This is a genomic window from Amycolatopsis acidiphila (assembly GCF_021391495.1).
GTDB lineage: Bacteria > Actinomycetota > Actinomycetes > Mycobacteriales > Pseudonocardiaceae > Amycolatopsis_E > Amycolatopsis_E acidiphila.
The window spans coordinates 202,243-224,764 of the sequence record NZ_CP090063.1 but is presented as its reverse complement, the minus strand read 5'-3'; the positions used below and the strand labels follow the sequence as shown (position 1 = coordinate 224,764).

General features: G+C 70.8%; 20 protein-coding genes. 11 read left to right on the top strand and 9 right to left on the bottom strand.

The features are described from left to right. The first annotated feature begins 24 nt into the window (after window positions 1–24). The 4 genes from LWP59_RS01120 to LWP59_RS01105 all read left to right on the top strand — a co-directional run bounded on the left by LWP59_RS01120 (window position 25) and on the right by LWP59_RS01105 (window position 2,239). Window positions 25–501 (top strand): Lrp/AsnC family transcriptional regulator, encoded by a 477-nt coding sequence (locus LWP59_RS01120; protein WP_144632641.1) that lies wholly within the window; start codon window positions 25–27, stop codon window positions 499–501. 146 nt (window positions 502–647) lie between these two features. Continuing rightward, window positions 648–1,052, top strand: coding sequence for an SsgA family sporulation/cell division regulator (locus LWP59_RS01115; RefSeq protein WP_144632638.1), 405 nt, complete (start codon window positions 648–650; stop codon window positions 1,050–1,052). Window positions 1,053–1,167: 115 nt separating this feature from the next. Beyond that, window positions 1,168–1,848 (top strand): hypothetical protein, encoded by a 681-nt coding sequence (locus LWP59_RS01110; RefSeq protein WP_229858263.1) that lies wholly within the window; start codon window positions 1,168–1,170, stop codon window positions 1,846–1,848. A gap of 55 nt (window positions 1,849–1,903) precedes the next feature. Beyond that, on the top strand, window positions 1,904–2,239 hold the full coding sequence (locus tag LWP59_RS01105) for an antibiotic biosynthesis monooxygenase family protein (RefSeq protein ID WP_144632635.1): 336 nt from the start codon (window positions 1,904–1,906) through the stop codon (window positions 2,237–2,239). A 23-nt stretch (window positions 2,240–2,262) separates the two neighbouring features. Here LWP59_RS01105 and LWP59_RS01100 read toward each other — a convergent pair whose 3' ends face one another. Further along, a complete protein-coding gene (locus tag LWP59_RS01100) occupies window positions 2,263–2,913 on the bottom strand; it encodes a hypothetical protein (protein ID WP_144632632.1) in 651 nt (216 codons plus the stop codon). 415 nt (window positions 2,914–3,328) lie between these two features. Then, window positions 3,329–5,617 (bottom strand): molybdopterin-dependent oxidoreductase, encoded by a 2,289-nt coding sequence (locus tag LWP59_RS01095; protein ID WP_144632629.1) that lies wholly within the window; start codon window positions 5,615–5,617, stop codon window positions 3,329–3,331. Between the two features lie 119 nt (window positions 5,618–5,736). On the opposite strand from LWP59_RS01095, the gene LWP59_RS01090 reads away from it, so the two are divergent. Further along, entirely contained in the window at window positions 5,737–7,113 is a 1,377-nt protein-coding gene (locus LWP59_RS01090) for a purine-cytosine permease family protein (protein ID WP_222425398.1), read from the top strand. Between the two features lie 55 nt (window positions 7,114–7,168). Here the strand turns inward: LWP59_RS01090 and LWP59_RS40590 are convergent, their stop codons facing one another. Further along, entirely contained in the window at window positions 7,169–8,962 is a 1,794-nt protein-coding gene (locus LWP59_RS40590; protein ID WP_144632626.1) for a rhodanese-like domain-containing protein, read from the bottom strand. 182 nt (window positions 8,963–9,144) lie between these two features. Then, window positions 9,145–9,477: a hypothetical protein gene (locus LWP59_RS40585; RefSeq protein ID WP_308431777.1), complete on the bottom strand. Its 333-nt coding sequence runs from the start codon at window positions 9,475–9,477 to the stop codon at window positions 9,145–9,147. On the opposite strand from LWP59_RS40585, the gene LWP59_RS40580 reads away from it, so the two are divergent. After that, complete coding sequence (locus LWP59_RS40580; protein ID WP_308431778.1) at window positions 9,461–9,808, top strand: L,D-transpeptidase; 348 nt, start codon at window positions 9,461–9,463, stop codon at window positions 9,806–9,808. The genes LWP59_RS40585 and LWP59_RS40580 overlap by 17 nt on opposite strands. Here LWP59_RS40580 and LWP59_RS01070 read toward each other — a convergent pair. Together LWP59_RS01070 and LWP59_RS01065 are read right to left on the bottom strand one after the other, a co-directional pair. After that, complete coding sequence (locus LWP59_RS01070; protein WP_144632624.1) at window positions 9,793–12,039, bottom strand: helix-turn-helix domain-containing protein; 2,247 nt, start codon at window positions 12,037–12,039, stop codon at window positions 9,793–9,795. The genes LWP59_RS40580 and LWP59_RS01070 overlap by 16 nt on opposite strands. After that, window positions 12,036–13,178 carry an Hsp70 family protein gene (locus LWP59_RS01065; RefSeq protein WP_144632621.1) on the bottom strand — a complete coding sequence of 381 codons (1,143 nt, stop codon included), beginning with the start codon at window positions 13,176–13,178 and terminating at the stop codon, window positions 12,036–12,038. Before LWP59_RS01065 ends, LWP59_RS01070 begins: the two co-directional genes overlap by 4 nt. A gap of 217 nt (window positions 13,179–13,395) precedes the next feature. On the opposite strand from LWP59_RS01065, the gene LWP59_RS01060 reads away from it, so the two are divergent. The 3 genes from LWP59_RS01060 (at window position 13,396) to LWP59_RS01050 (ending at window position 18,420) form a co-directional block, all read left to right on the top strand. After that, complete coding sequence (locus LWP59_RS01060; protein WP_144632618.1) at window positions 13,396–15,210, top strand: IniB N-terminal domain-containing protein; 1,815 nt, start codon at window positions 13,396–13,398, stop codon at window positions 15,208–15,210. A 148-nt stretch (window positions 15,211–15,358) separates the two neighbouring features. Then, complete coding sequence (locus LWP59_RS01055) at window positions 15,359–17,167, top strand: dynamin family protein (RefSeq protein WP_144632615.1); 1,809 nt, start codon at window positions 15,359–15,361, stop codon at window positions 17,165–17,167. Beyond that, window positions 17,164–18,420 (top strand): GTPase domain-containing protein, encoded by a 1,257-nt coding sequence (locus LWP59_RS01050; protein ID WP_144632612.1) that lies wholly within the window; start codon window positions 17,164–17,166, stop codon window positions 18,418–18,420. Before LWP59_RS01055 ends, LWP59_RS01050 begins: the two co-directional genes overlap by 4 nt. Window positions 18,421–18,456: 36 nt before the next feature. On the opposite strand, the gene LWP59_RS01045 is transcribed toward LWP59_RS01050, so the two are convergent. From LWP59_RS01045 to LWP59_RS01035, 3 genes are all read right to left on the bottom strand, one after another. Beyond that, a complete protein-coding gene (locus LWP59_RS01045) occupies window positions 18,457–18,729 on the bottom strand; it encodes a hypothetical protein (protein WP_144632609.1) in 273 nt (90 codons plus the stop codon). Between the two features lie 56 nt (window positions 18,730–18,785). Then, on the bottom strand, window positions 18,786–19,985 hold the full coding sequence (locus LWP59_RS01040) for an aKG-HExxH-type peptide beta-hydroxylase (RefSeq protein WP_144632607.1): 1,200 nt from the start codon (window positions 19,983–19,985) through the stop codon (window positions 18,786–18,788). 131 nt (window positions 19,986–20,116) lie between these two features. After that, the gene (locus LWP59_RS01035) at window positions 20,117–20,275 is read right to left on the bottom strand and encodes a hypothetical protein (RefSeq protein ID WP_186383010.1); all 159 of its coding nucleotides are present in this window, start codon (window positions 20,273–20,275) and stop codon (window positions 20,117–20,119) included. A 198-nt stretch (window positions 20,276–20,473) separates the two neighbouring features. Between LWP59_RS01035 and LWP59_RS01030 the strand changes: the two genes are divergently transcribed. Further along, on the top strand, window positions 20,474–21,253 hold the full coding sequence (locus LWP59_RS01030; protein ID WP_144632604.1) for a FadR/GntR family transcriptional regulator: 780 nt from the start codon (window positions 20,474–20,476) through the stop codon (window positions 21,251–21,253). 71 nt (window positions 21,254–21,324) lie between these two features. Next, complete coding sequence (locus tag LWP59_RS01025; RefSeq protein WP_229858271.1) at window positions 21,325–22,506, top strand: hypothetical protein; 1,182 nt, start codon at window positions 21,325–21,327, stop codon at window positions 22,504–22,506. Window positions 22,507–22,522: the final 16 nt, after the last annotated feature.

The following is a 22,522-nucleotide window of genomic DNA, read 5'->3' as shown; positions in this document are numbered from 1 at the left end:
GCGGTTCTTGGCTACGATGCGAAGGTGCCCGACGCCGACCTGGACGCCCTCGACCAAGCCATTCTCAGCAGACTGCAAGTGGATTCCCGCACGATCGCGGAGTCCATCGGCGCACAGGTGGGCCTCTCGGCCGCGGCCGTCCAGCGCCGGATCAAGCGGCTGCGGGAGACGGGGGTGATCGCGAAGGAGGTCGCCGTCGTCGAGCCGAAGGCCGTCGGCGCGCACATGACGTTCGTGGTGTCGGTCGAGATGGAGCGCGAACGGATCGAGGTGCTCGAGGCGTTCCGCAAGCAGGTGCTGACCGATGGCGCTGTGCAGCAGTGCTACTACGTAACGGGTTCGGCCGACTTCGTGCTGGTGGTCGTCTGCCGGGACATGACGGAGTTCGAGGCCTTCACCCGGCGGATGTTCTTCGACAACGGCGAGGTGCGGCACTTCACCACCAGCGTGGTGATGGACCGGGTCAAGGTCGGGCTGACCGTACCCCTGAACGGCGGCTGAATCTCAAACGCCGACGTGTTACACGTTACGAACGATTGCACCGGATCGCGTGAAAGTCTTTCGCCACGCATCATCATCGGCCTCCTGCGGCATCTCCTGGCTGTCCGACCGGTTCGCGCAGCGAGCCAAGACACCGAGGAGAGGCCGTGCACACCGAAGCCGTCAACCAGAGCCAGTTCGTCACGCTGAACAGCTCCACCGCCCCCGTCCTGTCTCGACTGTCCTATGTGGGCACCGAGCCGTTCGCCGTGAACATCGCCTTCCGCACGGAGCGCGGGCGGTGGGTGGAGTGGACCTTCGCCCGCGATCTGCTCGTGCACGGCCTGTCGGAGCCCACCGGTCTCGGCGACGTGCGGGTGCGCCCGGACCTGGCCAACGACGAGGACCTGCTGATCCTCGAGATCGAGTCACCGGACGGTTACGCACTGGTGGAGATGGAGCGGGAGGACGTGGAGCGCTTTCTCGACGCGGCGGCCGAGGTGGTCCCGCTGGGCGCCGAAAGCGAGCACTTCGACGTGGACGCCTTCATCGACGAGATCACCAACGTCTGACCGGGCCTTTCCGCTACACCGGTCCACGATGCTGCTCGGCCTCGCCGGACAACGTCGCCATCAGCCACGGCACGTCACCGCCTGTGCCGGGCGCCCGACCACTACCGTTTGCCTCGTGGACCCGGACGAGACGCGGACTCCGAGCTGGCGCATGCCGACCCACGGGGAGCACCGGACAACAGCGGTCGCGGTCATCGTGGCGACGGTCGCACTGCAAGTGCTCCTGCCGAACGAGCTGGTGATACACCCCTGGTGGCTGTTGCCGTCGGTCACCGCCCTGCTCGTGCTCGCGCTGCTGGTGATCAACCCCGGCCGCGTCAGCAGGCACGCCCCACTCGAACGCGGCACGGCGCTGTGCCTGGTCGCCGCGGTGAGCGTGGCCAACGCGGCGTCCGCGGTGCAGCTGGTCGAAGGCATCATCAACGGCTCGATCGCGGATCGTCCCGGCTCCGTGCTCGCTAGCGCGGCGATCGTCTATTGGAGCAACATCGTGGCCTTCGCCCTCTGGTACTGGGAGTTCGACCGCGGTGGGCCCGGTGAACGCGCCGCCGGCTCCGCCGAGTACCCCGATTTCCTCTTCCCGCAGATGAGCGATCCCCAGTTCGTGGCCAAGGACTGGCGGCCCACGTACCCGGACTACCTCTATCTGTCCTTCACGAACTCGACGGCCTTCAGCCCGACCGACGTGATGCCGCTGCGCCCGTGGGCGAAGCTCCTGATGATGCTCCAGTCCGCCATCTCGCTGATCATCGCGCTGCTCGTGGTGGCCTGGGCGGTCGGCGCACTCAATCGCTGACCAGCTCGGGAAAACCGCGTTGCCATCCGCGGCACGCACCTTGTACACAACCTGCATGGAGCCTGTGCACGACCGCTTCCCCGAGCCGCCCTATTACGCGGTGATCTTCACGTCCCACCGTACCGAGGACGACAACGACTACCAGGCGACGGCCGAGCGAATGCTCGAACTGGCCGCCGAACAGCCGGGCTTCCTGGGCGTCGACTCCGCGCGCGAAGGCCCGGAGCTGGGCATCACGGTCTCCTACTGGCGCGACGAGGACTCGATCGCCGGCTGGCGCGCGCACGCCGAGCACACGCTGGCCCGCCGATCCGGCCGCCGGCAGTGGTACGAGGCCTTCGAGGTCCACGTCGCCCGTGTCGAGCGCAACTACGGCTTCCGTCGCCAGTAAACCGCACCGCACCGCAGAGAGCGTCAGCGACCGTAGGTGGGGTACTCGTGCACCCGATATCCGGTCGTTCCGGTCCTGGACCAGGAGTCGAGCATTTGCTGCAACTGCTCGGTCATCGAGCCGGCCGGGCTCTGGGCCGTAGGACTCGGCTCGCTGCTCGCGGTGTCGGCGCGCTCGTAGGCGGTCGCCTTCGTCGTCGGCGCAGGCTTGCTGGTCGCCTTCGTGGTCCGCTTGGCGGGCGCGGTCACCTGCTTCTCGTCACTCCCGGCCGGGGCCGCCTGCGGGGCCGGCTGAACCGGGGCGGGAATGCTGCCCGTCGTCGGCGCGGGAGGCTTGGTGCCGCCCTGTTCCTGATCGGCGACCGCGCCAACGGCCCACGCGGGAGCGGGGCTCGAGTCGTGCTGCCCCCACGTCCCGCCACCGATCCAGCCGACCACCAGGAACAGGGCGGCGGCACAGGTGAAGACGAGGTTGCGGCGCACCCGCCGGCTCACCGGTCGCTGTGGCTCGCTCGCCGCGACCAGCGTCGATGGCACGCTCACGGCCTCGAGTTCCGGCAGCTTCGGCTCGTCGGCAGCGGGCGGCGCACTGGCTGCCAGGATGCCCGTACGGTCCGTCAGCTGAATAGCCGTCGCGATGTCACCCGACCTGCGAGGCAGGGTCGTGCGCGCCATCAGAAATCCTCCAGGGGCCACCATTTGGCTGACTTTCGGCGCCTCGCGGCCGGCCGGCCGTCACCCGACGGCAGGTCCGCCGGACTCAAGGCGCGCCTGAAGCTACCAGGACGATGCCTGAACAGATGGCGAAAGACTCTCACTTTCCCCGATCCAGCGACAAGATAACTCTATTGGGTGATACAACCTTTTCCGACTCGCGCCCTGAGTAGTCAAAAGGTCGGACCAACCCGTTTCGTTGACATCCGACCCACTGACCACGACGTCCTGCTGGTTACTCACTCACCAACCGCCTCGAAGGGCGCCGTCAAAAGTGTTCGAACGCAGATTCGATAACCGAAGACCTCGCGGAAAACCCTGTCATGCCTTCTTTTCCTTCGAATCGCACGGCCGTTGCGCAAGCGTTGTCGCGCGGTCAGCGGCGGACGATGCGTGGCGGCCTGCCGACGGTGACGGCCGGCGGCGTTCCACCGTACCGCTCGATCTCCACCAGGACGTGCTGTCCGGTGCAACCCTGTGACAGCCGGGAAGACGGCAGATCCGCGGTCAGTACATTCGGATTTCCGTGCAGGCAAAGGGATCCCACCGGGTCGAACCAGGCACCGGTCGGAAGCTGGACCACCCCGGGGCGCAGGTCCGCGGTCACCACCGCCCCGGCGAGACAGCTCCCGCGGTCGTTGAAAACCCGCACGACTTCGCCGTCGGTGATGCCGCGCTGTCGCGCGTCGTCAGGGTGCAGGCGGATGGCTTCCCGGCCTGCCACCTTGCCTGCCTGGCTGACCGCGCCCCCGTCCAACTGGCTGTGCAGCCGGGTGTGGGGCTGGTTCGCGATGAGCTGCAAGGGAAACCGCGCGGCGCGAGCCCCGCCGAGCCATTCGGTCGGTTCGAGCCAGGCCGGGTGCCCCGGGCAGTCGTCGTAGCCGAACGCGTGCACCCGCCGAGAGGTGATCTCGATCTTGCCGCTCGGCGTGGGCAGCCGGTGCTTCAGCGGATCGCGACGGAAGTCCGCGAACAAGGTGCGGTCCGCGTTCTCCGACGGGAGCCGGAACTCGCCCGCGGCCCAGAAGTCCACAAAGGACGGCACGTCGATGCCCTTGTCCCGAAGGGGTTTCCGCCACGACTCGTACAGCTGCTCCAGCCAGGCGCGCGGCGACCGGCCTTCGGTGAACCGCTCCTCGATGCCCAGCCGAGCGGCGAGCCCGGCCAGGATGGCGTAGTCGTCCCGGGCCTGGGCGAACGGTTCGGCCGCCTGATGCATGGCGATGAGGTGCGTGTCCCGCCGCCCGGCGCCGAAATCCTCTCTCTCCAGCGAGACGGTGCTCGGCAGCACGAAGTCGGCGTGGCGAGCCGTCGCGGTCCAGTAGGGCTCGTGCACCACCACGGTGTCCGGGCGGGAGAAGGCCTCACGCAGACGATTGAGGTCCTGATGGTGATGGAACGGGTTACCACCCGCCCAGTGCACGAGCCGGATGTCCGGATAGGTGCGGACGGTGCCGTTGTAGTCGTACCGGGTCCCGGGGTTGAGCAGCATGTCGGCGATCCGGGCGACCGGGATGAACTCCTCGACCGGGTTGACGCCTTGCGAAAGGTAGGGCACCCGGAAGTCCGGGCCGATGTCGCCGCTGTCTCCCATGGAGCCGTAGCCGTGCCCGAACCCGCCGCCGGGAAGGCCGATCTGGCCGAGCATCGCGGCCAGCGCGATCCCGGCCCACACCGGCTGTTCGCCGTGTTCGATGCGTTGCAGGGACCAGGTGACGGTGACGAAGGTGCGTGCGGCGGCCATCCGGCGCGCCAGCGCGACGATGTCAGCCGCGGGCAGCTCGGTGATCGCGGCGGCCCACTCCGCGTCCTTCGGCACGCCGTCGTCCACCCCGAGCAGGTAGCGCTCGAACTCGTCGTAGCCGGCGCAGTAGCGGTCCAGGAACTCCCGGTCGTGCAGGCCCTCCGTCGCAAGGGTGTGCGCGAGCGCGAGCATCAACGCGGTGTCGGTGGCGGGCCGGATCGGGTACCAGCGCGGCTTCACTGTTGCGGGGACATCAGCGCGGAGCGGACTGATCAGGGCGACTTCCACGCCGCGCTCGCCGAGCTGCGCCAGGAAGCCAGGGGTGTGGTGGCGGGTGACTCCCCCCGGCGTGACGAACACGTTCTTCTCCGGCACCCCGCCGAAGGCGACGAGCAGGTCGGTGTTCTCGACGATCGTCGGCCAGCTCGAACCGTTCCGGAGCACCTCGGTGGACCCGCCGACGATGTGCGGGAGCACCACGGTGCTCGTGCCGTTGCTGTAGGTGTTGCGAGCGGAGGTGAAGCCGCCGAAGGCGTTGAGGAACCGGTGCAGCTGGCTCTGGGCGTGGTGGAACCGCCCCGCGCTGGCCCAGCCGTAGGAACCCCCGAAGATCGCCTGGTTGCCGTGTTCGTCGCGGACGCGACGGAACTCGCCGGCGAGCAGGTCCAGCGCTTCGTCCCAGCCGACCTCGACGAACTCCTCGTGCCCGCGAGCGGGATCGGGGCCGGGGCCGCGTTCGAGCCAGCCGCGACGGATCGCCGGGGCCGCGACCCGGGTCGGGTGGCGCAGGGTGTCGGCCAGGTTGCCGAGCAGGGGTGACGGCGACGGGTCTTCCGGGTGCGGAGCGACCCGGACCCGGCCATCGGCGTCCACGGCAGCGGAGAAAGCGCCCCAGTGGGAAGTGCTCGGCCGCAGGCTCACCCATCAACAACTACCAGACGAAACGGGCCGGCCCGCCGAGTGACAACGGACAGGAGGTGTGTCCACATTCATCCCTCGTCGCGGCGATCGCGGGGAAGTCCTGTGAGACGGTGATGGCCATGGACAGGACAGCGTTGACCGCGGACGTGTTCGGCGGCCGGATGCCCACCCGGGCGGGCGATCTCGCACTCGAGTCACACGGGATCACCCCGGTGCCGGAAGGCAACCGGTTCGGCAGGCCGATCCGGCTGCTCACCGTGTTCTTCGCGCCGAACCTGACCATGACGGCCGTCTTCTCGGGCACCCTCGGCGCCGGGCTCGGTCTCGGCTTCGGCACCGGCCTGGTCGCGATGCTCCTCGGTACCGTGCTCGGCTCGATTCCCGTCGCCTACCTCGCTACCTGGGGGCCGCGCACAGGCACGGCGCAGCTCCCGCTCGCGCGGCTGCCGTTCCGGGGCACCGTGGTGCTGCCCGGCCTGGTGCAGTGGCTGAACTCGATCGCGTGGGACGCGCTCGTCGGGCTGTTCGGAGGCGACGCGCTCGCGCAGCTGCTCGGGATGCCGTTCTGGCTCGCCGTCGCGATCGTGCTGCTCCTGCAGTGCGCGGTCGGGGTGCTCGGCTACGAGGTCATCCACCGGGTGCAGGCGGTGATGACGGCGGTGATCGCGGTGTTCTTCGTCGTGCTGACCGTCAAACTGCTCAGCGGGCACAGCATCGTGGTCGGCAACACCGTCTCCGGTGGCGACCTCGTCGGCGCGTTCCTGCTGTTCAGCACGATCGCGCTGAGCCTGGCGATCTCGTGGGCGAGCTACGCCTCGGACTTCAGCCGGTACCTGCCGTCGACGACCTCGCGGCCGCGGGCGTTCATCTACACACTGCTGGGCGTGACGCTGTCGTTCGCGTGGGGCGAGGCCCTCGGTCTGGCGGCCGGTCAGACGCTGTCCGACCAGACCACCGCCGGCATCAGCACCCTCCTGGGCGGCGGCGTGCTCGGCGCGATCGCGCTGCTCGTGATCGCGCTGACGGCGGTTTCCTCGAACGCGATGAACGACTACAGCGGTTCGCTGGCCCTGCAGACCGTCGGCGTGCGACTGCGGCGGCCCGTGTCGGCGGTGGTCGTCACGGTGATCGCGTTCGCGCTGATCCTCTGGATGCACAGCGGGGATCTGGCCTCGAAGTTCGAGGACGTGCTGCTGGTCATCGGGTACTGGATCCCGCCGTTCGTCGGGGTCGTGGTCATCGACTGGTGGATCCGCACCCGGCGCGGACGGCGCCTCGACGTGCTGGCCGACGCGGCGACGCCACAGGCCGGCTGGCCGGCGCTGGTGGCGTTCCTCGTCGGTTGTGGCGCGGCCGTTCCGTTCATGAACACCAGCATCTACACCGGACCGGTCGCCACGGCGGCACACGGCGCGGACCTCGCCTACTACGTCGGGCTGGTGGCGTCGGCCGCGGTGTACGCAGCGCTCCGGGCGTCGGTGCGGTCGCCGCGCTGAGCCCACGGGCCGTCCGCGATCCCGCCCGGTCGTTGCCGACGGGCGGGATCGGGACTCAGCGCGGGTCGGGACCGGTAGCGGCGGGCCGGTCCGGGTGGTTGGACCACTGGGACCACGAGCCCGGGTACAGCGCTGCCTGGATACCGGCCAGCTCGAGAGCGGCGATCTGGTGGGAGGCGGTCACCCCCGATCCGCAGTAGACGCCGACAGCGTTCTCCGTCGCGCCGAGGCTCTCGAAGCGAGCGGCCAGCTCCTCCGGAGCGAGGAAGCGGCCGTCCGCGGCGAGGTTCTCGCCTGTCGGCGCACTCACCGCGCCCGGGATGTGCCCGGCGCGCGGGTCGACGGGCTCCTGCTCACCGCGGTATCGCTCGCCCGCCCGGGCATCGAGCAGGACGCCGGGGAACCCGCCGGCCTCGTCCATGCTCAGCACGGGCATGTTGCCGGGCTTGACGACGACGTCCCCCGGCTCGGGGGTGCGCCCGAAGCCGGTCTCCAATGGACGCTCGCCCCAGGCACTCAAGCCACCGTCGAGCAGCCGCACGTCCGCGACGCCGGCCCAGCGCAGGAGCCACCACGCCCGTGCCGCGGCGAGGTTCCCGTTGTCGTCGTAGGCGACCACACGAGAGCCTTCGCGGATGCCCCACCGCCGTGCCGCCGCTTGCAGCGCGTCCGGGTCGGGCAGCGGGTGGCGGCCTTCGGTGGGGACGGGCGGTGCGGCGAGCTCGGTGTCCAGGTCGACGTACACGGCGCCGGGAAGGTGACCGTCGAGGTAGTGCTGGTGGCCGTGCGGGTCGCCCAGCGCCCACCGGACGTCCAGCAGCACGGGCGGGTCCGCGGACTCCAGCTGCCGGGCCAGTTCGTCGACGGTGACCAGCACCGGCGGAACCGGTCGCGGCAGCTCCTCGATGTTCGCGCTGCCCGGCGCCTCCCGCCGTTCGGCGGCCATGCCGAGCCGAGCCTGAATCGCCTCGTTGAGCGGGGTCGGCACCCCGTGCAGGCGGCCGAGCAGCACGATCTCGCCGTTGAGGAAGTCACCCTCGACCGAGCCGGTGCCGCGCGCGAGGCTCTGCCAGGTCGAGCTACCGCCGCGAGGACGGTCGGTCACCTCCGCCGGCATCGCGACCGACACGTCCACCTCGGAGTCCTTGGCGATGTTGGCCGCCGTCATGCCCGCGGCCTTGAACACGCGAAGTGCTTCGGCCCGCAGTTCCGCCGACACCTTCTTGTTCGGGCCGTAGAGGGCGTCGACCGCGTTGCCGAGGTTGGTCAGCAGCTTGCCCGCCTTCCAATGCGACAGATCGGACACGACCTGCACGGCGAAGTCCGCGGCCAGTAGGTCGTCCGCGATCTGCGCCAGGCGCGGGTCATTGCCCGCCGGGTACTGGCCCAGCCAGAATATGCCGGGCTTTTCGGCGCCCTCCGCGCTCACCTCGCCAGGCCTCAGGTAGGTCGACGGCTGCCACAACGCCGCGCCGAACACCGTCCGGAACCGGCGCAGCGCGGCACGCTCGTTCTCGAGGCCGTTCTGCAGGCTCACGATGGGCAGCTCGGCGGCGACACCCTCACCGGCGGACCGCCACGACCATTCCTGCAGGACCGCCTCGGTGTCCTGGGTCTTGGTCGCCAGCACCAGCACGTCGTCGGCCGTCAGCTCGACCTCGCTCGCGCCGCCCGCGACGGGCACCCGCACCTGCTGCTCGCCGCCCGGCCTGAGGTAGCGGAGGCCCTGCTCTCGAATCGTCGCGCCGTGCTCGCCCCGGGCGATCAGCAGTGCCGGAATCCCGGCGAGGTGCAGTTGCGCCGCGACGGTGGACCCGATCGCCCCGGCCCCGATGATGATGTATCGCATGTCCCCATCCCACCACTGCTCCCCGAGCCGCGGCCAACACCACACGACTCCGCGACCAGCGGGGCGGGCATAGCGGACAAAGCCACGGAGCGTCGCTCACCGGCACCGCCCGAACACCCGCCTCAGAGACCGCAACAAGATCGTGACCAGCGGGCATCAACCAGGCGTAGCGAACTGGCGTCTCAATCGATGTAACAACCGACCGAACCGACCCGTGGGGGCAGCGTGCGTGTGAACAAGATCTGGGTGGCGTTGAGCGGCGCGGCCGCGGCCGTCGCACTGGCCGGTTGTTCCGGGGGCACCGACAACACCGCCGTGCAGCCGCTCGCCGCGGCGGGCACGCCGATCTCCACGAGCTCGGCCGCGCCGACGACGACCATGACGACCGCCCCGCCGCCGAGCAGCGTCAGCAGCGCGCCGAAGCCCACGACGAGCACCCCCAAGAAGACCACGACCACGCCGAAGAAGACCACCACCAAGCCCGCCGCGAGCCCGGCGGTGCCCTGCACGGTCACCGAGGGCGCCTGCGTCGACATCTCCGCCAAGAAGGCCTGGCTCCTCAGCGGCGGCAAGGTCGTCTACGGCCCGGTCTCGATCACCACCGGCCGCAAGGGCTACCCGACTCCGGCGGGCACCTTCAACGTGCTCTACAAGGAGAAGATGCACTACAGCAAGGAGTTCGACGACGCCGAGATGCCGAACTCGGTGTTCTTCTACCCCGGCGACGCCTTCCACACGGGCAGCCTGTCGACCCCTTCACACGGCTGCGTGCACCTCTCGAGCAGCGCGTCGCTGAAGTTCTTCAACACCCTCGGCGTCGGCGACCCGGTTCAGGTCGTGCCCTGAGCCGACGGCTCCAGCTCGGCGCGTAGCTCCGCCAGCAGCTCACTGCGGCTGCCCGCGCCGAGCCGCTGCCGCATGCGGGCCATGTGGTGCTCGACCGTCTTCGCCGAGATGAACAGCCGGTCGCCGATCTGCTTGTAGGTCAGCCCCGCGAGCACCAGTTCGGCGACCTGCCGTTCGCGGTCGCTCAACCGTGCCGGGCCGGCCGTCGCCGACGGTTCACGCCCCTGCAGCACCCGCGCGCAGTCCAGCAACGCCACCATCACCTTGCGGTCCGACGTGCGGATCGCCGCCTGCCCCGCCAGCCGCGCGCCGTCCCAGCACAGGCCGATGTCGTGCAGGCCCCGCGCCGCCGTTTCGACCGCGTTCGGGTCGACGTCGCCGCCGAGGACCTTCAGCCAGCACTCCGCCGCCTGCGACATCGCGGCGAAGTACGGTCCCGCGCCCGCACCGGTCGCCAGCGCACCCGCGTGCTCCGCCGCTTCGCCGGGCTGCTCGTCGAGGATCGCGGCGTGCAGCCCGCTCCAGTGCAGGGCCGTGGCCCACAACGGCGGATCGCCGAGCGCCGTCAGCAGCTGCCGGGCCTGGCGCAGGTGCGGCGCGAGCCGGTCCCGCTCGCCCAGCCGGGCCGCGGCGACCTCGAACTCGCCGAACGGCAGGAACGTGAACAGGTCCACCGGGTGCCGGATGACCGCTTCCCGGGCCTGCCCCCAGATCCGGCGCAACGCGGCCAGGTCGCTCGCCCGGCGCGCCAGCCCGACCCGCAGGCCGACGGCGAACAGCCAGTCCCGCGGCGACAGGTTGTCGCCCGCGTCGCGAAGGCGTGCCGCGGCCACCTCCTCGTCGCCACGCACCATCGCGATCCACGCCAGCAGGAGCCGGTGCCGGGACACCAGCGAACCCGCCTCGATCGCGCGTTCCAGCAGCGGTTCGGCGATCGCCGCCTCGCCGCTGTGCAAGGCGACGAGCGCGCCGAGCGCGGCGGGACTGTCGGGCAGCAGCAGCCGCGCGGAGACCGGTTCGAGCATCTCCGCCGAACGGACCAAAGTGGACAGAGCGACCGCCGGCGGCTCGGTCACCGACTCGACGACCCCGCGGGCCGCACCGGACACCGCGCCCGACAACAGCGTCGGCGGGCCGTCGCCGCTGCACTTGTCCAGCGCCTGCCGGGCTTCCGCGACCCGGCCCGTGCCGACGAGGGCGATCGCCGCGAAGCACTGGGCGTCCCCGGTGTCCGCCCACTGGAACAGTTCCGCGCTGCGGGCGAGCTGACCGCGGTGCGCGAGGGCCGTGCCGGCGACACGGGCTCCCTCGGCGCGCTCCGGTGCGTTCACCGCGCCGATCACGTCGTCCGCGAGGCGCAACGCCCCGTCGAAGTCGCCTGCCCGCGCGAGGGCTTCCGCCCAGCGGGCGCCGACCTGCCGTCCCGCCTTGGCTGCGGCCTCGTACAGCCGCGCCGCCAGCGCCGGGTCCGCCTCTTCGGCGGCTACTTCGAAGGCCGCGCCGATGTCCGGTCCGGTCAGGCCCGCGTCGAGCAGGGGCTTGATCAGCCGCAGCACCGGACCGCCGCGCTCGAGCTGCCGTTCGACCAGCTGACGGCGCAACGCGATCTGCCGGTCCCGCGGCATCAGCTCACGCAGCGCCCGCGCGGCGATCGGCAGCAGCCTGCCGTCCGCGGCGAGCAGACCCGTGGCGTGGGCGGCCTCGATCGTGCCGCCGGCGAGATCCGGCCCCGCTCCGGCCTCGGCGGCGAGCAGGAACCGCACGACGTCCTCGCCAGCGTGGTCGAGCTCGTGCCGCAGCAGGCTCAGGTCCGAGGCCGCCCGCACGAGCCCGGGCACACCACCGGTCTGGACGTGCACGAACTCGGCCAGCTCCGGCGAGTCCGTCGCGTCGAGGAACTCCGTCGTCTGCCCGACGTCGAACGGCCGGAGCACGAGCTGTCCGCGCAGGCGCGCGAGCACCTGGTTCAGCGCGACCCGGCGCGGATGCGGCCTCGTCGCGATCACGATCTGGGCCTGCTCGTCGTCGAGGTAGCGCAGCAGCTCCGTCAGCTCGGCATCGCCGAGCAGGTGCGCATCGTCGACCAGGCGCACGTCGGCGCCGGAGAGGTGCTCGAGCACGGCCGTCTTGCCGTAGCCGCCGGGCGCGACGATCGCGAGCCGGACCGGCGCGAGCTCGCCGGACACGATGGCGGCGCAGACGCGTTCGGTGGGCTCGTCCAGCAGGATCACTCGTCGTCCTCGTCTCGGGAACCGCTGCGCCGCGTCGACACGAACCGGCGACGCGGCGGTTCGAGCGGCGTGAGCACGACCGGCGGTCGTGGCGGTGCGGGTTCGGCATCGTAAACCTCGTCCGGGTCGAGGTCGGGATAGCCCGTCACTCTGGGCACCAGCGCCGTCGACTCCGGGGGCGCCTCGGCGGGCGGGCGCGAGGCCAGCGCCGCGCCGCGGCAGGCGGCGGTGGCCGGGTCGGGGTCGACCACGACCCGGCAGTCCAGCGACTCCTCCGCGAGCCGGGCGACCAGCGGGATCCGGGCCGCACCGCCGACCAGCAGGACCGTGGAGACCTGCTCGTACTTCTCGAGCGGTGCCAGCGAGATCGTCAGCAGCGGCCGGACCAGCCGCTCGAACTCGGTGCGGGTGACCCGCCCCGGCACGTCGACCTCGGGCGAGGTCGACAGCAGCTCCTTGGTCTCGACGCACAGGTCGCGCAGCTCGGCCGGGTCGCCGCCGAAACGGCCGGCGACGTGCTCGGCGAGCAGGTCGTCCAGCGCGGGCGCCAGCTGCTCGTCGTGCGCGACCAGTTCGAAGGTGGCCGGGCCCCGTCGCAGGAGGGCGGTGTCGACGTACTCACCGCCGAGCCGGCACACCGCGAGCAGGCTGCCGACCTCGACCCGCTCGCGAACGAGCAGGCTCTCGGCCGCTGCGATCGAGTTCGGCAGCAGCAGGGCGCCGGGGATGCCGGCTTCGTTCAGCGCGTCGTTGAGCAACGCGCGCCGGTAACGACCCCAGCTCGGCGGATGGGTCAGCGCGATGCGGTCCGCCTCGCCGCCCTCGGCCTCGGCGACCTGGTCGGCCACCCAGCCGGCGACGACCGCCGTCAGCGAATCGGGCCGGTACAGCTCGTCGCCCAGCAGCATGGGGACGTCGTCGCCGACGCGGCGGGAGAACCCGCGCGCGATCCGCTCCGGCTCCACCAGCGCACGCCGCCGGGCCTCCGGACCTGCGACGACCGTCGCGTCGGGGGCGACGTGCAGGACCGACTCGAGCGAGCACACCACCTCGGGCTCGCCCCAGAACTCCCCCGCACGACGGCAGACGGCGGCCTTGATCCGGGTGCCACCGATGTCGATACCGAGGACGTAACGCATTCGAGTGCTGCCTCCTAGGAGTCGTCCTTTCGTACCAAAGGCCTGCGTTGGGGTTACATCCCCTAACCCCCTAACGGTGCCGCGCCACGATCCGGGGACGGGGACCGGGTCCGATCCCCGATGGCAGGACCTGCGGTGATGCCTAGATTGAACCGAGTTGCCCGGCCGGGTGCCGAGCGATCACCTCATGACCAACCCCTAGATTGCGGAGACTTCGTTGTCCCTCCCCGCCCAGACGCTGCACGACTTCGTGCTGAACCTGCTGACCGACGACGCCGCCCGGTCGGCCTTCACCGCCGACCCGACCGCTGCGCTCGAGCGCGCCGGGCTGAGCGACGTGACGCCGCAGGACATCAGGGAAGTCGCCCCGCTCGTTGTCGACTACGCGCCGGTTCCCGCCGCGGACGCGCTCGAGTCCGTCCTGTCCACGCTGCCCGCCGGTGCCGGTGCAGGCGGCCTGCAGGACGCCATCGCGCACCTGACCGCCGTCGCCGACGCCGCCCACGCGCTGCCCGTTTCCCTGCCGGGGACCGAGTCCGCTGAGCGCTCGCTGCCGGTGTCCGCCCCCGCGCTGCCCGGGCTGGGCGACCTGCCCCTCGCGGCGCCCTCACTGAGCGAGCTGCCCCTCGCGGCCCCCAGCCTCTCCGACCTGCCCGTCGCGGTCCCGTCGCTGAGCGAGCTGCCCACCGAGGGCCTCCCGCTTGCGGCCCCGAGCCTCTCGGACCTGCCCGTCGGCGAGCTGCCCCTCGCGGCCCCCAGCCTCTCCGACCTGCCCGTCGCGGTCCCGTCGCTGAGCGAGCTGCCCACCGAGGGCCTCCCGCTTGCGGCCCCCAGCCTTTCCGACCTGCCCGTCGGTGAGCTGCCGCTGGACGCCCCCAAGCTCGACGGCCTGCCCCTCGCGGCGCCTTCGCTGAGCGACCTGCCGGTGTCGGACCTGCCCCTGGCGGCCCCGTCGCTCGGCGAGCTGCCCATCGACGGCCTCCCGGTCGCGGCCCCCAGCCTTTCCGACCTGCCCGTCGGCAACCTGCCGCTGGACGCCCCCAAGCTGGACGGCCTGCCCGTCGACGCCCCGGCGCTCGGCGACCTGCCCGTCTCGGCCTCCGACCTCGGCGGCCTGCCGCTGGACACCCCGGAGCTGGACGGCCTGCCGCTGAACACGCTGCCCGTGTCGACCCCGAACCTGGACCTGCCCTACGTCGGCACCGTCCAGACCGCGACCAGCAGCACCACCGACAGCTTCGCCGGCAGCCTGGCCTACAGCGGTGACGAGGCCGCGGGTGCCGCCGGTGCCACCGCCTCGACCGACAGCGTCGCGCTGGCCGGTGCCGCGGACTCGCAGCTGGGCAGCGTGACCGGCAGCGGCATCGCCGGCACCGACGCCCTCGCGGGTGGCGTGGAGACCGCGTCCGGCCTCGGCAGCTACTCGGTGGGCACCGCGGGCATCCCCGCCACCCTCCCGAGCTTCGGTTCGGTCGGCGACCTCGGCGACGGCCTCGACTCGGACGCGCTGGCCAAGAGCGCCCCGGCCGCGGGCACCCTGGCCGACTTCGTCTCCTCGGGTGGCGCGCTGATCAGCGAGCCGGTCGAGACGGGTTCCACGACCCTCGGTAGCTACCTGACCGGCTTCGGCCCCAGCGCCGGCCCCGACGCCAACGTCGCGGACGCGGTGACCGCCGCCGGTGCCCAGGTCGGTGACGGGGTCAACCAGGCCACCGCCACGGCTTCCGAGCAGGCCGCGCACCTGCCGGCCACCCCGGCGCTGCCCGCAGTGCCGTCGGAGCTGCCGACCCACCTGCCCTCGGACCTGCCGGTGCACCTGCAGGCCGAGCTGCCCCAGGCGCTGCCGCACCTGCCGGTGGCGAACCCGCTGCCGCAGGGTGGCGACCTGACCCACGTCGTCACCGACAACCCGATCACGGACACCGTGTCGCACAGCCCGCTGAGCGACTCGGCCTCTCCGCTGGACCACTCCGCGCTGTCCGAGGCCCCCAGCCTGGACAGCCTGCACAACGACCTGCCCTTCGGCCACTGACCGCGCCCAGTGAGGTGAGCGGCGTTCTCGCCAGTGCCCTCCCAACGGGGTGAGAACGCCGGTCGCCGGTCGTGAACGGCGGGGGTTCGTCTTCGGACGGACCCCCGCCGTTTCCATTTCGTGACCGGACAGGGCACACTGCTGTCCCGTGATGGCACCGCCCTGGCTCGAAGTGCTGGACGACACCGTCCGTGTCTGCGCCGCCCACCGGCGCGCCGATCTGGTGGAGCGGCTGAGTGCGCGCAGATCCCGGCTGCTCGATCCCAAGCTGCGGGTGGCGGTCGTCGGCGAGTCCGGACAGGGCAAGAGCCAGCTGATCAACGCACTGCTCAACGCCCCCGTGTGCGCGGTCGGGGACGACCGGACGACCGTCGTGCCCGCCGTGATCGAGCACGCGCAGACGCCGACCGCGACCGTGGTGACCGGCGGCAGGCTCGCGATCGAGGGCTCCGCGCGCACCCCCGTCGCCGTCGAGTCGGTCACCACCGAAGCCAACCGTGAAGCCCTGTCCGTCAGCGGCGCACCCGTGGTGCGCACGGAGATCGGCCTGCCGCGCGCGTTGCTCGCGGGGGGCCTGTCGCTGGTCGACACTCCGGCGCGCGCCGCGCTCGAGACCGTGCAGGACCTGTCGGCCGACGCGGTCCTGATGGCCACCGACGCCACCACTGAGCTGTCGGTGACCGAGCTGCGCCTGCTCGAGCAGATCGCCCGCCTGTGCCCGACGGTCATCGTGGCGCTCACCAAGATCGACCTGGTGCCCGGCTGGCGCGGCGTCGCCGAGCGCACCCGCGCCCGGCTGAACGAGGGCGGCCTGCTGGCCACGGTGTTCCCGGTGTCGGCGACGCTGCGGCTGGCCGCGGCCCGCACCGGTGACAAGGCCCTGAACGAGGAGTCCGGGTTCGGCGAGCTGATCCGGTTCCTGCACAAGGACCTGATGGGCCAGGCGGACCTGCTGGCCCGGCGTTCGGTCGCGGCGCTGACCGGGCTGGCCGTCGAATCGCTGATGGGGCCCCTGCAGGAGGAGTTCGCCGAGACGCAGCAGTCCGACACCGGCGACGCCGTCGCGCGCTGGCACAACGAGGGCAGACGGCTGGAACGGCTGCAGCGCGACGCCGGCCGCTGGCAGACGTTGCTCTCGGACGAGGTCGCGGACCTGCTCTCGGACGTCGAGTTCGACCTGCGGGACCGGACGCGCCGGATCCTGGTCGAGGTCGACGAGTACTTCGACGCCGCGGACCCGGCGCGGGCGTGGGCGGAGTTCGAGGACTGGCTGCGGGAGAACCTCACGACGGTCGCCGAGACGAACTCCGAGTGGCTGCTGGACCGGTTCGAGTGGATCGCCCGCAAGATGGCGCGGCAGGTCTCGCCGCACCGGCCGGACGCCGTGCCGGAGTCGCTGCCGCGCGAGGTGCCCGCTGACGCGGTCGGCGACCTGCGGATGCCGCGCGTCGAGCGGTTCAGCGTGGGGCAGAAGCTGTTCGTCGGTATGCGCGGTTCGTACAGCGGCCTGCTGATGTTCGGTCTGGCGACGACGATCGCCGGCCTGCCGCTGATCAACCCGATCTCGCTGGGCGCCGGTGCCGCGTTCGGCGCGAAGAGCGTGTTCGAGGAGCGGGGCAACCGGCTGAAACGGCGCCAGGCCGCGGCGAAGAACGCCGCGCACCGCTACGTCGACGACTTCTTCCTGACCTACGGGAAGCACAGCAAGGACACCGCACGGCAGATCCACCGCGCGCTGCGTGACCGGCTGACGGGCGTGGCCGAGGAGCTGCGGGCGGAGATCACCGAGTCGGCGAAGTCGATCAAAGGCGTCATCGACACGGACGCCGCGCAACGCAACGCTCGTGCCAACGAGATCCGGCGCAGCGTCGAGGAGCTCAGCCTGCTCCGGCAGCGTGCGCAGGCGCTGGGCGGCCTGCGGGCGCCACAACCCGCGCTGCGGGGGCTCACGGCGTGAACCTGACGGCACGCACGCGGAGGATGCTCGAACAGGCCCTCGACGCGTATCAGGACAGCCCGCGCGCCGTGGGCTGGCTCCGGCGCCATCTGGACCGGTTTTCGGACCCGTTGCGCATCGCCGTCGTCGGGGCGCACCAGACCGGCAAGTCGACGATGGCCAGCGCGATCGCCGGGCAGGAGCTGAGCGGTCAGGGCGACGGGATGCGCTGGTTCCGGGCGGCGCTGCGCCGGTCGCAGGACGAGCTGACCCTGATCGACACCCCCGCGATCGACGCGGACGCGGCGCCTAACACGATCGAGGGAATCTGCCTGGAGGCGGATGCCGTGCTGTACCTGGTGCGGCATCCGCAGAACGCGGATCTGGGCTTCCTGCACACCTTGCAGGACCATCCGATCGCCCGGGCCTCGGCCGTCAACTCCGTCGTCGTGCTGTCTCGCGCGGACGAACTCGGCGCCGGGCGGGTCGATGCGCTGATCTCGGCGCGGCAGATCGCCCGCCGCTACCGTCGTGAGCCCGAGCTGCAGGGGTTGTGCCAGGACGTGGTGCCGGTGGCGGGGCTGCTGGCGTCGGCGGGCCGGACGTTGCGCACGCACGAGTTCGAGGCGCTGGTCGACCTGGCGCGGGTGCCGCGGGCGGAGCTGGAGCCACAGCTGATGTCGACGGATCGCTTCCTGTCCCAGAATCCCGAGGCGCGGGCGGCACTGCTCGAGCGCTTCGGCCTGTTCGGCGTGCGGCTCGCGGTCACCCTGATCCGCCGGGGCGCGCAGACCCAGCCGGCGCTGGCGGCCCAGCTGGTGCCCCGCAGTGGCCTTGCCGAGCTGCGCGACACGATCGACCAGTACTTCACCGAACGGCAGTCGGTACTCAAGGCGCGATCGGCGTTGCTGGGGCTGGAAGTGGTGCTCCGGATGGAGCCGCATCCCGCCGCGGCGGCGCTGGGCGGCGAGCTGGAGCGGACGCTGGCGAGCGCCCACGAGTTTCGCGAGCTGCGGCTGCTGGCGGCCCTGCGGACCGGGCGGGTGGTGTTGTCGCCGGAGCTGAACGCGGAGGCGGTCCGGTTGGTGGGCGGCAACGGAACTGCGGTCGCGGAGCGGCTGGGCGCGGACGGCGCGGGTGGTCAGCGCGCGGTCTTCGACGCGATCCGGCGATGGCGGGCTCTCATGGAGACCGCGGGCTTCGGCGTCGGTGAGCGCCGCGCCGCGGCGGTCGTCCTCCGCAGCTGCGAAGCGATGGCGGCAGGAGCACTTTGAAGGGCGCGACAACGGGCTGCTGCCGCGCCGACGGAATCAGTCTTCGGAGTCGGCCGGCTTGAGGTAGGCAGTACCACCGGCGGGCATCCGCCGGAAGAAGTCAACACGGGTGAGGGGCTGGCCGTAGGGCCGGCCGCCGAGGACGACCTGCTCCGAAACACTGCCGCCGTGGGGTTGCTGGACCACCGGCTCGCCGGTCGGGGTGTCGGCTCTCCGGGGAGAATCCCACTGCGCTGCCATCAGCGTCCTTTCAAAATGGGTGACGGCACCGTCCAAACAAGACGGTGCCGCTGTGGATGTCTTCGCCATCGTAGTCCTCCTGTCAACGATCACACAGCGACAGCGAGGCCACCATCCGTCACTTTTCACTGGATCCGGTGGACGAGCGCGGAATCGACGAGCCCCGACAGAATCCGGGCCTTTTCCGGGCCCAGCGCGCTCATCGACAACGGCTCCTGTCCCAGCTGGTCGACGACCTCGGCAGCGTTGTCGTTGAGCCAATGCAGCTGCGGCGGATGGCCCGGGCTCGCCAGCAGCACCCGACCGGTGGCCATTCTTGCCATTCTGACGAAAGGTTTCAGTGCATAACGTCCGTCCGGGACAGAACTCGTCGGTTCCGCTGCCCGGATCGAGTTGCCGTCCTCACGCAGAAGAGTTCGGAGCAGCCACCGTGCGTCGCACTCCAGCGACTCCTCGGTGCCGAGCAGCCAGCGGCCGATCTCGGTTTCCCGCGCCCGGGCGAACGGCAGGAGCGAGTTTCGGCCTATTTGGCCGGTTTCGCCTGAAGAGGTCACATCCTCGGCGAACTGTGCCAGCAGCGCGTAGGCGTGAAAGGCCGCGACGACCTGTTCGAGGGGCCACCGGGCGCCGGACCACGAAGGGGTGAAGACGCGGTCTTCCGCGTCGACGCGCAGGAAGTCGCGCGTGATCGCGAGGTCGAAGAACTTCTGATGGGCGCCCTCGTGCACGAGAGCTTCCGCGACGTCGTACGGACAGGACGGGCGGTCGATCAGGATCAGTCCCGGGAACAGTCGCGACGAGGCGGAGACGAGACCGTTGGACGTCGCCGGGTCGAGGACGACCAGCAGCGCGGTGTGCGGCAACAGGTCCTGGGCCAGCCCGGGACTGACCGCCTGGAACCGCGCCAGTCCCGCTTCGACGACGTCCATCGCGTCCCGGAAGGGCTCGCCGTCGGCGTCGGTCAGCAGCCGCGGCGGCACACCGGGGGCACCGCTCTGGCCGTGGATGATGCGGAGCGCGTCGGCGAGCTTCGCGTCGGCGTCGGCGCCCGAGGCCACCTTCAACTGCCCGTCGAGCTCGGTGACGACGTCGTCGAGCTCGTCGTCGGCGGCGGGATCGAAGGGAATGCGATCCGCCAGCGCTTCCCCCACCCGGAACCGGAAGAGCGGGTTGTCGAGCCGGCCGTCGGATACCGGCGGCGTGCCGGGCGCGAACAGCTCGACCGCGAGCTGGTACAACGCGCGACGCTCGGCCAGCAGCGCGCCCGCGGGAGCGAGCGCCGCGTGCACCGCGGTGGCGTCGGGCCAGTCGGAACTGAGGTTCATCCACGCGGCTTCCGGCTAGGGGGAGCGACCTCTGGACCGGGTCAAAGTACCCGCCCGGTCCCTTGGTCACTCAGCCACCTCTGCCGAAGACTTGTCTGACAACAGTCTTCGGCTACCCCGTCACCCCACGCTCACGCGGCGGCGTTGAGTAGGGCGACGATTTCAACCAGACCCAGCACGGCCAGGGTCACGCCGGCCGTCAGGGTCATCACCAACACCGTCCGCCACCCGATCAGGGCGACGCCCATTGCGATCAGGAAGATGACAATCAGCAGGTTTTGCGAGCTCACGACGACACCTCCTTCGGGAAGAGCCGGGGTGACGGGCCGGCAGGGAAGCTTGCCCGCCACCTCGGTGAAAATAGGATCCCCTGGCTGTCGGTTGTCTGTCAAGCTACAACTTGTAGACAGACAACTTGCGTCTGTTGTCTGCCCTTGCTAGCCTGACGAGAACGCTCGGGGCCCCGTACGAGGTGGAGAAGGCCGATCATGGATGACGAGAGCTGGGCGCTCTCACCGGACACTCGCAAGCCACTGCCGGAGCTCATCGAGGACAAGCTCCGCCAGTTGATCGAGAGTGGCCGGTTCAAGGCCGGCGACCGGCTGCCCACCGAACCCGAGCTCGCGCAGCGGATGGCGGTGGCGCGAAGCTCGCTGCGTACCGCGCTGCAACGGTTGCAGCTGCAGGGCATCGTCGAGGTCATGCGTGGCCGCGGCTGGTACGTCCGGTCCACCGACCTCGTCGACCGTGAGGACGCGCTGGTGCTAGACACGCGCGTCAGCGAGTCCGACCTCATCGAGGTGCGCATCGCGCTGGAAGCCACGGCCGCGAGCCTGGCCGCGCTGCGTGCCGACGAGGGTGAGATCGACGAGATCGCGAAGCGCGCGAAGGACCATCAGACGGCCCCGAACGACGACAAGGAAGAGCTGCTGCGGACCGACGAAGAGTTCCACGCGGCGGTCGTCAGGGCGAGTCACAACGAGCTGCTCGAACAGGTCTACCGGTCCCTGGTGCCGAAGCTGCGCGGATACCGCCGCACCAGCTACGGCACCGCTGAGCTGCACAACCGGTCGGCGACGGAGCACAACCAGGTCGCCTGGTTCCTCAAGCGGCACGACGAGGGCGGCGCACGCGTCTCGATGACGACGCACCTCCTCGGGCTCTACAACGACCTCGCCAGCCAGGCCGGCACGCCGGTCGACGAGCGTGCCGCGCTCAACACGTACGTCTACGACTCGGAGGACGAACCACGCTGGCACCGGCACTGATTTAATCCGAACGGGTCTATCGCGTTCCTCCCCTTTCCGCACACGATTGTTGTCGACGAGGCGGAGAGGCAGTGAAGGCTGGGGAACGCGAGCAGCCCGCCGATGACACGCGCCCGCCGGAGCACCGGCGGCGCGTGCGGACGGTGTCGGTGTCGCTGGTCCTCCTGGGGGTGGCCGCGCTGCTCGCGGTCGTGTTCTGGACGCCGGTGCCGGGTTGGTCGGCGGCACTGCACCGCCTGCTCGAGCTGACATTTCCGGTGTTGTTGCTGGCAGGCGGCGCGCTCGGCGCGTACGAGCTGGTCCTCCGCCGCTGGATCGCGGCCGAGCTCGCGCGCATCGCCGGGCCGCGGATCGTCGAAGCACTGCTCCCCCAGCAGGTCATGGAGGTGTTCCTGGAGTCGATCTACGGCGCGAACGACGCCAACCGGGATGTGATGACGGGCGTGCTGGGCGGCGAGGGGCGGCGGCCGCTCGGCGGGGATCTCACGATCAGCACCCACACCGGGGTGAACGTCGAACTGCGCGCCGTGGACCACGAGCTGTACCACTTCACGCTCGCCGTGACCTACAGCTTCAAGAAGAACGTCCAGGTGGACAGGTTCATCATCTTCGCGACCTGTAACGCGCTGCTGCGCGACTCCATCAGTTCGGGTTGCCAGCTGCCGCTGTTCGAGCTGTGGTTCGTGCCGGACAGTGAGCTGTTCCAGAGCTCGGTGGACGACATGCTGCCGTCGGTGCGGCTGGGCATCGAGTACCTGGACCACGACGACCGGCACCACGTGGCGGAGTCGCGCAAGCTGCGGCTGCGGGAGGTCAAGTTCCAGAACTGGTCGGACTACCTGTCGTTCTTCCGGGAGGACATGGGCGCGCTGCCGCGGCAGAGCCCCCGGGAACACCTCGCCGATCTGCGCATCTTCGAATGCGACCTGAGCGACATCGCCGACGACGACCGTTCCGTCCAGGCCATCGAACGCCTGTCGGTCCGCGCGACTTCGCTGCAGCGCATCGACGAAGGTTTCTGTTACTGGCAAGCGCCGTACCCGTGCTACGTCGACCGCGTGACGTTCGCGGTGAAGGAACTGGACTTCGACGGCGCGGGGGATTTCCAATTCAACATCGCGCCTTTCACGTTCCGCTCGAACACCGCGCCGACGCGCTGGCTGAAGGCGGAGGACCTGCCGGAACTGGAAGTCCGGTCGTGGCTGTTGCCCGGCCACGGCGTGGTGTTGTTGTGGCGCAAGGGCGGCGGTTGAGGGCGCTCAAGCCTGA